We start from the raw sequence: 13,307 nt of genomic DNA, 5'->3' as shown, positions 1-13,307 counted from the left end.
CTGCCGCGCTGGCTCAGCCGACCGAGCGCGTTTTTTGTCCGGTCGGGGTCAGATCATCGGCGGCAAGCGCCCGGATCTCGGCGATGTCACCCGCAAGCGTCTGAAACACGGCGTCCCCGAACCATTCCAGCGAGGCCTCGCAATCGCCGTCCCGCTGCATTTCGCGCAACAGGGCGCGGTAGTCATAGGCGCCCTGCATCAGCGGCACCATGCCCGCGCGACAGCCGGCGGCGCTGTAGACATTCGCCGGGGCAAAGACCGGCAGGCGGGTGCGATCGGAGATGTTCTTCAGGTGGTAATGCGCAATTCTGGGCAGCAGGGTCCGGCGCGCCGTCACCGGATCATCCCCGCCTTCCCAGACGTGGAGCGCGTCGAAATTGATGGCCAGCGCATCGTGGTCGGTGGCGTCGATCAGCGCCACGGTTGAGGCGAGCGTATCGGCCAGCGTGCCGGGATGGGTCTCCACCAGCAGGCGCAGCCCGTGATCTGCGGCGATATCGCAGGCGTGGCGCAGGGCGCGGGTGGTCTGGTCGCGGTCCGCCGCCGGGACCGTGGCGCTGGCCTGCATCCCGGCAAAGGTGCGGATCTTGTCCGCGCCCCAGCCCTGCGCCAGTGCACAGAGGGCGCGGGTTCGACGGGTCAGCTCCTGATGGTCCTGTAGGGGCAGGTAGTCGCTGATCATCGGGATCGACAGCCCCTGCGCGGCCATCCACTGGGCGTTGTGGATCGCCAGCGGTGACTGATTGCGGGCATGAACGCCCCAAAGCTCAATCCCCTGAAACCCGGTATCCCGCGCCCAGAAGGCAATGTCCTTCAGATCAATCAGCTGATGGCGAAAGGAAATCGTGCAGAGCGAGATCTTCATGCCGGCTCCCCCGTCCTCACCGCGGCAGATGCGGGCGCCGCTGGTATCTGTGACTGGCACCAGCTCTGGAATTCGGTGTGAAGTGCCTCCTTGATGGCAAACTCCAGCCGGTCCAATGCGTCCAGCGCGGCGATCAGATCCGGCACCAGTGTGCGGTCTCTGGTATGGGCGATTTTCGCGGCAAGGAAATGCAGGCTGCGGAACCCTTCGCAGAGCGCCTCGACCTGATCGCAATTGGCGTCGAACGCGGCAAAGCTGGTGTCCAGCGCGCGCCAGAAGAAGGCAAAGGCGTGTTCATAGGCGTATTTGCGCAGGGACAGCACCGGAAGTTCGCGCAGGGCGATCTCCAGCTCCGGCAGTGCCAGAGGCCTGTCGGGACGGCAGTGATGCGCGATAATGCCGCGCAGGGCGTCCGTCAGCGGGTTGGCGTCCGGGCGGAAGGTCGCGTCGAAATAGGCCACGAGGTCCTGAGGCTCGGGCGCGCGGACGCGTGTGCTGTCGAGGATATAGCCGCCCGCCACGCTGGGCTGTGCCATGGCATTGAGGATGGCGGCGCGCGGCAGATCTCCGCGCCAGCGATAATCGGGGTCGTTCATATGCCAGACCTCGGGGTCGGCGGTCGGCTCGACAATGACGAAATGCGGAAACGGGTCCTGATTGTATTTGGTGTCCCGCTCCGGCAGGTGGAACATGTCAAGCATGACAACCAGCTGGCGGTCGGTGGCCGGGTTGTGGAGCAGCTTTTCAAAGCGGGTCAGGTTGTCGGATTTCGACAGGGCGGGATCGTGCCACTGGCTGACGCGGATGCCATACAGCCGTTCGACCCAGCGGATATAGTGATCCTGCGTCATCTCGGCGCTGTGATAGGCCAGATGCTGATGGGCGGTGATGGCAAAATCGCTGTCCCAGGTGCCAAAATAGAAGGGTCGGAAATCCAGCCCCTCATGCCGCCGGATCGCCGCACAGAGACAGCTGACAAAGCAATGCACGGTGATCTCGCTCGGGTCCTGATTGGCGGGCGCGGTCTCGGGTTCTGCGCTGGGAGGGGTCGGCGGGTCGGGCAGAAGCACATGGATCAGATCGGCGACGGTGACGAAATCCTCCTTGCGGAAATCACGCTCGGGGATGGCCACGCCGTGGTCGGTTTCCAGATGCACCAGCAGGTTGATCAGCACCACGGAGTCGATATGCAGATCATCGTTCAGCACCGCCTCGGGGCGGAACTGCGCCATATGCGGATTGGCCAGCGGTCCGGCGAGGGTCTGCTGCATTGCGTACAGCACGCTGTCGAAGGTCATGCGGGCACCTGCTGATCGGCTGTGTGATCGGTGCCGGATGCGTATCTGTTGGCGATGTCGCGGCGGCTGATCTTGCCATTGGCCTGACGCGGCAGGGCGGGGAGGCGGCGCAGGAAGGTCGGTCTCTGGTAGTCGGCCAGCAGATCGGCGCAGTGCGCGCGCAGCTGATCCTCGCTGAGATCCGGGCCGACAAACAGCAGCCCCACCCGCGAACCGGCCTGCGGGTCGGGCAGGCGAAAGGCGACGGCATCCTGCACATCGGGCAGGCTCATCACCGCGCGTTCGACGTCCTGCGGATAGACGTTCAGCCCGGCCACATTGATCATTTCGTCCGCACGGGCGGTAAACACCAGCCCGCCATCGGCGGTGAGATAGCCCAGATCGCCGGTTTCGACCCAGTTGGTCGTGGCGGCATCCGTGGTGGCCGGTTCCCCTGTCGTCAGCTGCACGCGGACCGGGCCGGGCGTGCCGGGCGCGCCTGCCTGTAGGTCGAGATGCGGTAGTGGTCGGCCGACATCGCAGGGCGCCCGCAGGTCCTGATTGATGGCGATACAGCCCACTTCGGAACAGCCATATTGCTGGAACAGATGCCGGGTGCGGGCGCGAATGGTGTGGAACCATGGATCGGGCAGCACGGTCCCGGAGGTGACGGCGGCGTTCAGTGTCTCGTCCGGGGGCAGGAGCCTCGCCAGCGTGTGCAGCATCGCAGGCGAGGTATAAAGCACCGGGTCTGGCAGCTCGCGCAGGCGGCGCAGAATGTATTTCGGGTTCACCGCATCAATGATCACCGGCACATGGCCACGATGCAGCGCCACCAGAACCCCCGGTATCAACCCGTAGGAATGGGTCACCGGGCAGGCGATCACCGGCGTCATCCCGGCCGCGTGGTCAAAGAAGGCGGCATAGGTGCGGATCTCGGTTGCGATGCTGTCCCAGCTGCGGGTGATCACCTTGGCCGCGCCGGTGGTGCCGGAGCTCATCTGCACCAGAACGCCTGCGCCGGGGCGCGCGCTGGCTGGCTGGCCGGGCTGCCGGGGCAGCGGTTGCGGGACAAGATCATCCTCCAGAAACCAGTCGCATCCGGCCTTGGTCGCCATCTGTTTCGCGGCTTCCGCCGGGATATCGGCGTGGATTGGGAAAACGCCGGCCTTGTGGTCCTTCAGGTAGAGCAGGGTTGCGAGGCCGAGGCCGGTGTCGCGCATCCGCAGGGCGTAGCGGTGGTGCAGATCATTGCCAAGCGCCTGTTGCAGTCTTGGGTGCAGCGCGGTTGGATCAGAAAGGGTGTCGTTCAACACAAACATGGGTCAGCTGTCCTTTGCAGTGGCCAGAGGGTTGTCGATGAGATGGCGGTAGCTGCCGCGTCGGTCGGGGTCGATTTTGCGGGTGATCAGGCTTTCGGCGTGGATCTGGCGCGCAAAGGGAGCGAAGGCCGCCATGCGCTGTTGCTGCCCGTGATCGGCGGCGTAGCGGTCCAGCCGGTCGCGCAGGCGCTGCCAGAACCGGGTCTCCGGCAGGTCGAAATGGCGTTGCAGGAGGTCCGACAGATCCGCGAGGTTGAAGACAAAGAGCGTGTCCATCACCAATTCGCGCAGCCCGTCAGCACAGGAGAGCGCGTGGAACTGATCCGGCTCTGCGCTGGCAAAGGCGGGGTCAATCGCCGCCAGATCGGGGCATAGCGCGGGCTGGGACAGCAGGGTGTCGACATATTCGACACCATCGTGGAAATCGCGGGCAATGAGGCCGGTCGGCCAGCCGTTGTCATGCTGAAGGATGAGGTTCTGCCCATGGGCTTCCAGCCCGATGCCATGGGCCACCATCAGGTGCCAGACCGGCAGTACCGCCGTTTCAATCAGCTGCGCCAGCCAGCGGTCGCGCCCGTGGGCGGTAATCCAGGGGGCGATCAGCGGCTTGCCGTCCTCTTCTGTCAGGGCCAGCGCGTTGAACGGCATCATCTGATTGTCCGCCAGACCGAGCGAGGCCGGGCTTTGCCGCCAGATCGCGGCCAGATGCCCCTCCAGCGCGGTGCCGCGCCCGGCGATGATGCCGGCATATTCCGGCAGCAGGGTCAGCGGATAGCGATCCTGCAACAGCGGGTCACTGGCGATCACCGCGGCAAGCCAGTCCGATATCAGCGGCGCGATGGTGACGGTTTCGGGGATCAATGTGCGCAGGGACGAGGTGTTGCGCATGGTCATTGCGGTTTTGACATGGGCGCGCTGCGGCTGGTCGGCGTTCATCAGCGTGCGCACCGATTGGGTCGCCCTGTAGCGGTCGCCGATCTCGCCGAGGGGGACCAGCTGGCCTGCGGCGTGCCAGGCCTGCACCAGCGGATCCTGTGCCAGCTGGTCCCATTGCCAGGGGTGGACCGGCAGCAGGGCAAAGCCCTCGGCGCTGCGCGTGGCGGCGAGGCTGCGGATGCGCTCCCATTCCGCCGGTCCCAGCTCGCGGGGCCAGAAATCCGCATCGGGCAGGCGCTGTTGGACCAGCGCGGGGTGCAGCAGCAGCCCGATCAGGCGAAAACCCTGCCCTGCCTCAGGCCCGTAGCGGAGATGATCGCGGTCGCTAAAACCGCTGCGCGCCTTGTAACAGGGGTGGTAGGGGTGGCCTTCGTGGATGGCGCGCTCCATATCGGCGATGCCCAGCTGGTGCCGCCGGGGCGGGCGGGGGATCTGCCGGTGGTTGAGATCATCCAGATGGGCGGTGCGGTCAAGGTCGACGCGCAGCGCGGCCAGTGCCGCCGCCGGGGCCGTGAGCGCCGAGAGCACGTCCTCAAGCGCGGCGGGCTGCCAGCCGTGCTCCTGTGCCATCTCGATGCTGCCGGCATCCAGCCGATAACGGCCAAAGGCGCCACAGCGCCCGCTGGCGCGGAAAGACCGGTTGCCGAGCCGCCAGCGCAATCCGCGATCGTGCCAGGTGATGTCTTGGGCGCAGCCTTCACTCAGCAGCGCTTCGCATAGCTGGCGCAGCACCCGCAGCGCGCCGCGGGTCTGCCGGGTCTGCCGGGTTTGCGGGTGGGGCTGTGCTTTGCCCAATGGGCACGCGAGGTCATAGACAGGCATCTTGCATCACCTCTCTGGTCTGGCGTTGCGGGGCGGCAATCGGATTGGGTATATCGACAAACAGCCCTTCCTGAGTGTCGGTCTGCAATTCATCCAGATCGTGCAGGCGGGTCAGCAGATTGGCCTTGGTCGCCAGCCGTGGCGCATAGAGCAGCTGCTCCACCAGCGCGCGCGCGGGTCCGGTAAAGCGCGGCCGCAGGCGGTGCAACTCATCGCGCAGCTGTTGCAGCAGCGCGTCTTCGCTAAGCAGCCCGTCGCAGCCCATGCGCCAGATCACCGCAAAGATCTGGTTGACCACAAGGTAGTAGGTCAGGCGGGCGTTGATATGGGTGCGGCTGAATACCAGCGCGGGCACATCGGCGAGGCTGGGCTCGATCTGGCGCAGCGGGGCAAAGGCATCATCGGTGATAAAATAGCCCTGATTGTCGCGGTAGAAGCCCTGCCGGGGCAGCCCCTCGGACAGATCCAGCAAGGCGTTCTGCTGATGCGCCTCAAGGGCGATGCCGTGCCGGTCATAGAGCGTCAGAACCGGGGTGAGCATACAGTCGAGATAGGCGCCGAACCAGCGCGTCGCCGCCTGTCTGCGGGTGCTGCGCTGGCGCGCGGCGAGATCGGCGATCTGCGTGGCCAGCAGCGAGGCACACCCCGGTCGCGGATCGGCCGTAAGTGCGGCGAGGGGGACGATGCCGACGCCCGCCTCACCCGCAAAGGGGTTCTTGCGGAAAATCACCTCGAAACCGCTCTCGCGGCGCTCCGGCAGGGTCAGGGTCAGATAGGCCGGATCGTCGATGATCTGAAACTTTGGCAGGCTGGTTGCGATGTTCAGACGCCGCAGCAGCCGCGCCATCGCAACCCCCTGCTGCAATTCGCTGGCAAGGGTCACGCGCAGCGAATTGGTCAGCCGCACCGGCACCGAGAATTTGAGCATCCAGGGGCACTCGGCGGCAAAGACCGTCCGCAGGGACGACGTCGGGGTGAAAGCCGGACCGGCAGGCCCCAGATCGCGCAGCTGACCGCTGGCCAGCAGGGCCTGAACGGCGGGATCGAGCAGCAGCGCCTGCGCCTGAAGCGGATGGGCCGGGATCAGCTGCTCGCCCGGGTGCAGGCAGAGGCCATCGGTCAGGCCCCCAATATCGCGCAGGATCTGCGACAGCGGCGCGGCGGCGCTGTCCTGGCGGGTAATCTCGGTCCGGGCGGCAAATAGGTGCAGCTGGAACTCTCCCGCATATTCAGGTGCATAGGCCCGCTGCTGCCAATCGGTCAGGCCGTCGCGGCTTTTGGGTGTGGGATGCAGCCAGTGACCAAAGACCAGCGATTGTTCCGCCTGCCGGAACTGGTGCGGGCTGGGGCTCGGCGCGGTGCGCCGCAGCGCGGCTTCGATCTCGGCGTTGCTGTTGAAAATGGCGCGCAGGAACTCTGCCAGTCTGGCCGGATCCGTTGCGCCGGAGCGGTGAAAACACTCCTGCGCGATCAGGCTGATGGTCTGGACCGGTGGCGCCGGCTGCCAATAGGTTTCGCCGCAAAACCGCAGCTGCGCGGCGCCGAATTTCAGCGGGCCGGTCCGGGAGGTATAGCGCAGGCCAAGCCGCAGCACGGCGGGGATATGCGCCAGCGCAATGTCAATCCGGGGCGCGCGATCCGGGGCCGATGACCTGTGGTCGCCGGGCAGCTCGGGGCATTCGCGCAGGAAGCCGTTGAGCAGCGCCTGAAGGCTGGCCGCCAGCGCCGCCTCAGCGGCGGCATCCGGGTGGGGATCGGTCGGTGGGACCGACAGCGGGTCGGGGAACAGGCCTGTCTGATAAACCATCATCGGACCGGCCCCGCCGCCCGCATGGGGCGGTATGGAATTGGGTGCATCTCTTACAGCGCTTCCGCAGCGATGCCAGACAGCGCCACCGAAGAGGGATCCCGGCGGGGTAAGCGGTCTGGCGATGTTACAGGAGAACTGGCGGAATGCTGGCGGCTAAGCGGTGAGGAGACCCCAGCCGCCTTGGCATGATTTCATGCGTTGGTCTTAGGCAATACGGACATGTTTCAAAAGGGTTTTGATCGCCGTAGGTGTGTTTCTGCCGAAGGGGCGCGCCACAGTCTGGCGCGCCCGAAGGGTGAGGGCCGGAGCGGGGTCAGACCCGCCGCTCAGAAGGAGACATTGGCCACGATGGAGACCGAACGGCCCGGTTCCTTAAGCGTTGCAAAGCCGGGATAATCGCCGCCATAGGTGGCGCGGTCGGCGTATTGACGGTCAAAGACGTTGTTGATCTCGGCGCGGATCGAGACATTGTCATAGGCGGCCGGGCGATATTCGGCAAAGAGGTTCAGCACCTCGTAGCCTTCCAGTTTGGTTGTGGGGTCAACCTCGTTCAGCTTTGGATCATAGTCAAAGGCCGCGTCGATATGGCCGCCGACAACCAGGTTCCATTGAGGCAGCTCCTGCTGCACCTCAAGCGCCAGCACCTGTCCGATCGGGGCCCCGGAATCCAGCAGGTAGTAGCCGGAGGCGGGTGCGCCGTTGACGCGGGTTTCGCTGTCGCTGAAGGTCAGCCGGGCAAAGCCGCCCTCCCAGCCATAGGTGGCGCCCAGATTGTAGCCCCGGCTTTCGAAATCATAGCTGGTGACCACCGGGCCTGCGACGTCACGGGTGTCGTCGATCCTGGTCTGGAAAGCTTCTGCGCCAAGGGTCCAGTTGCCGCTCTGCCAGTCGGCGCCGATGACAACATTGCTGGCACGGCGCGGTTTCAGCGCCGAATAATCCCAGTCGCGGAAGAACAGGAAGTTGTCCTCGACCCCGATCCCGCCAAAGACGTTGGAATAGCCCGCCCGCAGGGACAGCGCATCATTGACGCTATAGACGATGGAGAGGTTGCCACTCAGCCCGGAACTGTCCTGCTGATAGGGGCTGCCGCTCTGGCCGAAGTCCTGGCCGGTAAAATCGTTCCAGTCATAGCGCAGACCGGCGGAGACCTTCAGCCGGTCGCTGGGTTGCAGGCGGGCCTGGGCAAAGACGCCGACGGTCCGGCTTTGTTCCGAGGGGCGATTGCTGCCCCAGAAATCGCCGCTTGCGGTGCTTTTCTGGTCCTGGAAGTCCACCCCGGCGGTGATGGTATCGCTCTCTGACAGGTGGAACCGGTTCTGGAAGGTCGCGGAGTAGGTCCGGGTCACACCCACGCTGGTTTCTGTGGTGCCGATGCTGCCGATCTCATTCTCGGAAAACCCGATGGTGGCCGAGGGATCCCAGTTGCCGCCGCCGTTCACATCCTCGTAGCGCAGCGAATAGACCGTGCGTTTGGTGTCATAGACCGTGCCAAGCGGATTGAAGGACGCGGTGCCGAAATTGGCGCGGCGGTTGCGCAGGGCGGTGTCCTGCATCTGCTGGCCGGAGAATTCAAACCGGTGTCCGGCGTCGGTCTCATAGGCCAGTTTCAGCAGGCCGGCTGTCAGATCGCTGCGGGTGCCGCCCACGGTGTTGCCGGCACCATCGGTGTAGTCGTCACCGGTCATGCGCTTGCCGTAGAGCAGGATTTCGAACCCGTCTGCCTGCCCGGCCAGCGTCAGAGAGCTGCCGAAGGTATCGCCGTTTTCGCCGTAGCTGAGACGTGCTTTGCCGCCAATGGCCTGACCGTCGGTCAGGATGTCCTCGGCGTCGATAGTTTCCATCACCACCCGACCGGCCAGGGCGCCGGGGCCTGCATCGGCCGGGGCCACACCGGGATCGACCCGGACGGATTTCATCAGGCCGGGGTCAAAGGCATTGGCGCTGGCGTGGTGGAACACGCGGTTGTTCTGGGACACGCCGTCGACCTGTACCGCCAGTTTCAGCATGTCGATGCCGTTGACGTAGATCTTCTGCGCCACCGGGATTGCCCCGCCCACCGACACCGAGGCGATTCCCGCAAAAAGGTCTTTCAGATCGCCCATCGCGGCGCGTTCGATTTCCGCATCCGCCACATAGACCGCCGTCGCCCGGTCAGCGGCTTCGCCATCGCTGTCGCGCTGCTTCACAAGGATGGGGTCGAGCGACAGGACAGTGTCGTCCTGCGCGTAACCTGTTGTTGCGGAAAAGAGAGTGAGCGCCGTGCTGCACAGCAGCCCGGTCATGAGGAGGGAGGATTTCTGTGCTGTTTGATGTGCCATGTTAACCCGCGTGATAATGTGCTGATAGCTTGGGGTAACCTGGCTTTGCCCCCGCTGGGGCCTTGGGTCTCATAGTGAGCATTGCGGCACCTTGCAAGCAGCGGTGGCAAAAAATCTTGCCTTACCTGTCTGCCTGTCTGGCTGATGACCGGGCCCCGCAGCGTGCTGTGGACAGACAGCGCAGGCAATGACGTCTGGACTTTTGCCCGGTCCCGGCCTAACAAGCGGGCGATTTTGAGCCAGCCATATCGCCAGCCTTCCTCCATCTGACGGGATTGAACATGGCAAATTGGACGCGATTGCAGCTGACTGCTGCGCTGGTGCTTGGATTGGTCGGCGCTGCTGCCGCCAATGACGACAGGCCGGAGACACCCCTTCTTGACACCGCGCGGGGCGCGCAGGCTGTGCCGTCGCAGCCGCAGGCCCTCGTGGTGCTGGATGTTGCAGCTGCGGATACGCTGGCGGCACTGGATGTGCCGATGGCAGGGCTGCCATCGCGACTGTATGTCGATTATCTGAACGCCGAGCAGGCGCAGGCGACCCCGGTCGGGACGCTGTTTGAACCGGATTTCGAGGCGATTGCCCTGCTGGGGCCGGATCTGATCATTGCGGGCGGACGGTCCTCCGCTCAGGTCGATGCGCTGTCGGAGATTGCGCCCACCGTGGACATGACGATCTGGGGCGCGGATCATGTGGATATCGCGCTGTCACGGCTGCGCAGCTATGGCGCGCTGATGGGCCGGAGCGCGCAGGCCGCCACGCTTGAGGCGGCGTTTCTGACCAAGCTGGAGAGCACCCGCGCCGCCGTTGCCGACCGGGGGCGCGCGCTGATCGTGATGACCAATGGTCCGAAGGTGACAACCTATGGCCGCGAGTCCCGTTTTGGCTGGATTCACAACGCGCTGAACCTGCCCGAAGCGGTGGTCGAGCAACCTGCCGCGGCGGCGGCTGAGGCGGCGGAGGCCGCTCCCCATGGCGAGGCGATTTCCTTTGAATATATCGCTGAGGCGAATCCCGACTGGCTGATCGTCGTGGACCGGGCCAGTGCCATCGGGCAGGACAATCAGGCCGCCGCCGCGACGCTGGACAATCCGCTGGTGACCGGCACTGAGGCCTGGAAGAAAGGTCAGGTCATCTATCTGAACTCCGCCAGCATCTACATCGCAGGCGGTGGCATCCAGTCGATGACCGCGACGCTGGAGGATATCCTGGCCGGGTTTGCCCGTGGTGGCTGAAACCGCGGCGCCAGCCCGCGTGTCGGGCGGATCACCGGCGGGGCGGCTGGGCCTGTGTCTGCTGCTGCTGGCGGGTCTGGCGGTGCTGAGCTGCGCGATTGGCGTCACTCAGGTCTCGCCGCTGGCACTGTTTGACGACCCGAGGGCGGCGCAGCTGCTGCTGGTCAGCCGCATTCCGCGCACGCTGGCGGTGATCCTGACCGGCGCGACGATGGCGGTGGCCGGGGTGATCATGCAGCTGCTGGTGCGCAACCGATTTGTCGAACCGGGCACCACCGGCACCAATGAGGCGGCGATGCTGGGGCTGCTGGGGGCCACCCTGCTGGCGCCGGCATGGCCGATCTTTGCCAAGATGCTCTGCGCGGCGGTTGCAGCGCTGCTCGGGACGTTGGTCTTTCTGGCGCTGGCCCGGCGCATTCCACCGCAGCGGCCCCTGCTGGTTCCGCTGGTGGGGCTGGTTTATGGCGGCATCCTTGCGGCCTGCGCCAGCTTCGTCGCGTTTCAGGCCGATCTGCTGCAATATCTGGCGATCTGGATGAGTGGCGAGTTTTCCGGCGTCCTTTCAGGCCGTTACGAGCTGTTGTGGCTGGCGGGCGTCCTTGCCGTGCTGGCCTATCTGGTGGCGGATCAATTCACCATTGCCGGTCTGGGAGAGGTCGCCAGCCGGAGCCTCGGTCTGCGCTACCGGCAGGTGCTGGGCTTTGGCGTGGTGGTGGTGTCGCTGGTGTCGGCGCTGGTGATTGTCACCGTGGGCGTGCTGCCCTTTGTCGGGCTGGTGGTGCCCAATCTGGTGTCCCGGATCATGGGCGACAATCTGCGTGAAAGCCTGCCCGTGGTGGCGGCCACCGGCGCCGGGCTGCTGTTGATCTGTGACATGCTGGGGCGGGTCCTGCGGGCGCCCTACGAGATTCCGGCCGGCACGGTGTTCGGGTTGTTCGGAGCGGCGCTGTTCCTCATCATGCTGCTGCGCCGGGGCGCACATGGCTGATCTGTCCTTCTCATGGATCGACCGGCGCCTGTTGCTGCTGGCGGGGCTGCTGATGGGTGCGGCAGTTGGTTTTGTCGGCTGGGGCCTGCCATGGTCCGAGGGCGTCCCGTCGCGCTACATCCTTGGGCTGCGCATGACGAAGCTGGCCGGGCTGCTCTGCGTCGGGGCTGCGGTCGGGCTGGCCACTGTGCTGTTCCAGACGCTCAGTCAGAACCGGATCCTGACGCCTTCGATCATGGGGTTCGATGCGCTGTTTCTGCTGACCCAATCGGTGCTGGTTGCGGTTTTCGGCCTTGCGGGGATGGTGCAGCTGTCGGGATTTGCCGGGTTTGCGCTGGACACCGCCGTGATGATGACGGCGGCGCTGCTGTTGTTTACCAGCCTGCTGCGGCGGACCCGGGGGGACATCCAGCTGCTGATCCTTGTTGGCGTGGTGATTGCGGTATTGCTGCGGACCCTGGCCGGGTTTTTGCAGCGGCTGATGGATCCGTCTGCCTTTGCCGTGGTGCAGGGGCGCATGTTTGCGCAGTTCGGCAGTATCGACCGGACCGCCCTGCTGGCGGCGCTGGTGGTGATCCTGCCGGTTGCCCTGTGGCTGCTGCGCCGCTCGGCGCTGCTGGATGTCGTGGCCTTGGGACGCAATCAGGCCCGCAGTCTGGGGGTGCGGTATGACCGGCTGCATTTGCAGCTGCTCTGCGTGATTGCGGCGCTGGTTTCGGTTTCTACCGCCCTTGTTGGTCCGCTGGCCTTTCTCGGGCTGCTGGTCACCAGCCTTGCCCATAGCCTGATGCAAAGCCATCGCCACGCACTGCTGCTGCCTGCCTCGGCGCTGATTGCGGCGCTGGTTCTGGTGGCGGGGCAGACCCTGTTCGAGCGGCTTCTGGACCTGCAGTCCAGCCTTGCGATCGTGATCGAATTCTGCGGTGGGCTGCTGTTCATCGTGCTGTTGTTGAAAGGAAAACTGAGATGATCACCGTGGCGGGCCTGTCATTCACACTGGCCGGAAAGACGATCCTGAACGCGGTTGATGCCAGCCTGCCTGCCGGGAAGATCACCGCGCTGATCGGGCCGAACGGGGCGGGGAAATCGACCCTGCTGAAGCTGATTGCGCAGCAGATGCCTGCAAGTGGCGGCGCGATCACTCTGTCGGGCCGCGATCTGCGCGGGATCAGACCGGATCAGCTGGCGCGGCGCATGGCGGTGGTTGGCCAGCAGCTGGAGGTGGCCAGCCGGGTGCGGGTGCGCGATCTGGTCGGCTTTGGGCGCTGGCCGCATAGTCAGGGGCGGCTGACGGCGCAGGATCACGCCGCGATTGACGCCGCGCTGGCGCAGTTCGGGCTTGACGATCTGACCGACCGGTTTCTGGATGAGCTGTCCGGCGGCCAGCGCCAGCGTGCCTTTATCGCGATGGCCTATGCGCAGGACACCGACTGGCTGCTGCTGGATGAGCCGCTCAACAATCTGGATCTGAACCATGCGCGCAACCTGATGGCGCAGCTGCGCCGTCTCGCCGATACCCGTGGCAAAAGCATCGTGATCGTGCTGCATGACCTCAACTATGCGATCAGCTGGGCCGATCATGTCGTGGCGCTGGCTGGGGGGCGCGTCGCCTTTGCCGGTCCGGTTGCCGAGGTTGCGACGGGCGAGACCCTCAGCGCGCTGTACCAGACGCCGGTGGCGCTGCGCGAGATCGAGGGGCGGCGTATCGCCTGCTATCATGGCTGAGGTCGG

Annotated in this window: 10 protein-coding genes; 4 read left to right on the top strand and 6 right to left on the bottom strand. The window is 65.3% G+C overall.

Annotated elements, in window-relative coordinates:
* Positions 1–13: 13 nt before the first annotated feature.
* The 6 genes from VWY75_RS01875 to VWY75_RS01850 form a co-directional block, all read right to left on the bottom strand.
* Positions 14–865, bottom strand: a complete 852-nt coding sequence (locus tag VWY75_RS01875; protein WP_416537895.1) for a sugar phosphate isomerase/epimerase family protein — start codon at positions 863–865, stop codon at positions 14–16.
* Positions 862–2,163, bottom strand: a complete 1,302-nt coding sequence (locus VWY75_RS01870; protein WP_416537894.1) for a DUF6005 family protein — start codon at positions 2,161–2,163, stop codon at positions 862–864. The genes VWY75_RS01875 and VWY75_RS01870 overlap by 4 nt, the downstream gene beginning before the upstream one ends.
* On the bottom strand, positions 2,160–3,464 hold the full coding sequence (locus VWY75_RS01865) for an AMP-binding protein (protein ID WP_416537893.1): 1,305 nt from the start codon (positions 3,462–3,464) through the stop codon (positions 2,160–2,162). The genes VWY75_RS01870 and VWY75_RS01865 overlap by 4 nt, the downstream gene beginning before the upstream one ends.
* 3 nt (positions 3,465–3,467) lie before the next feature.
* Complete coding sequence (locus VWY75_RS01860) at positions 3,468–5,222, bottom strand: IucA/IucC family protein (RefSeq protein ID WP_416537892.1); 1,755 nt, start codon at positions 5,220–5,222, stop codon at positions 3,468–3,470.
* The gene (locus VWY75_RS01855) at positions 5,209–7,032 is read right to left on the bottom strand and encodes an IucA/IucC family protein (protein WP_416537891.1); all 1,824 of its coding nucleotides are present in this window, start codon (positions 7,030–7,032) and stop codon (positions 5,209–5,211) included. The genes VWY75_RS01860 and VWY75_RS01855 overlap by 14 nt, the downstream gene beginning before the upstream one ends.
* Before the next feature lie 326 nt (positions 7,033–7,358).
* A complete protein-coding gene (locus VWY75_RS01850) occupies positions 7,359–9,353 on the bottom strand; it encodes a TonB-dependent receptor plug domain-containing protein (RefSeq protein WP_416537890.1) in 1,995 nt (664 codons plus the stop codon).
* 281 nt (positions 9,354–9,634) lie between these two features.
* Between VWY75_RS01850 and VWY75_RS01845 the strand changes: the two genes are divergently transcribed.
* The 4 genes from VWY75_RS01845 to VWY75_RS01830 are packed head-to-tail and all read left to right on the top strand — an operon-like array spanning position 9,635 to position 13,301.
* Positions 9,635–10,588 carry a siderophore ABC transporter substrate-binding protein gene (locus tag VWY75_RS01845; protein WP_416537889.1) on the top strand — a complete coding sequence of 318 codons (954 nt, stop codon included), beginning with the start codon at positions 9,635–9,637 and terminating at the stop codon, positions 10,586–10,588.
* On the top strand, positions 10,581–11,576 hold the full coding sequence (locus tag VWY75_RS01840) for an ABC transporter permease (protein ID WP_374015680.1): 996 nt from the start codon (positions 10,581–10,583) through the stop codon (positions 11,574–11,576). Before VWY75_RS01845 ends, VWY75_RS01840 begins: the two co-directional genes overlap by 8 nt.
* Positions 11,569–12,546 carry an iron chelate uptake ABC transporter family permease subunit gene (locus VWY75_RS01835; RefSeq protein WP_416537888.1) on the top strand — a complete coding sequence of 326 codons (978 nt, stop codon included), beginning with the start codon at positions 11,569–11,571 and terminating at the stop codon, positions 12,544–12,546. The genes VWY75_RS01840 and VWY75_RS01835 overlap by 8 nt, the downstream gene beginning before the upstream one ends.
* On the top strand, positions 12,543–13,301 hold the full coding sequence (locus VWY75_RS01830; RefSeq protein WP_416537887.1) for an ABC transporter ATP-binding protein: 759 nt from the start codon (positions 12,543–12,545) through the stop codon (positions 13,299–13,301). Before VWY75_RS01835 ends, VWY75_RS01830 begins: the two co-directional genes overlap by 4 nt.
* Positions 13,302–13,307 lie beyond the last annotated feature (6 nt).

The sequence above is a fragment of the Phaeobacter sp. JH20_08 genome (assembly GCF_048056635.1).
Lineage (GTDB): Bacteria > Pseudomonadota > Alphaproteobacteria > Rhodobacterales > Rhodobacteraceae > Phaeobacter > Phaeobacter bryozoorum.
This window is presented reverse-complemented; position numbering and strand designations above follow the sequence as displayed.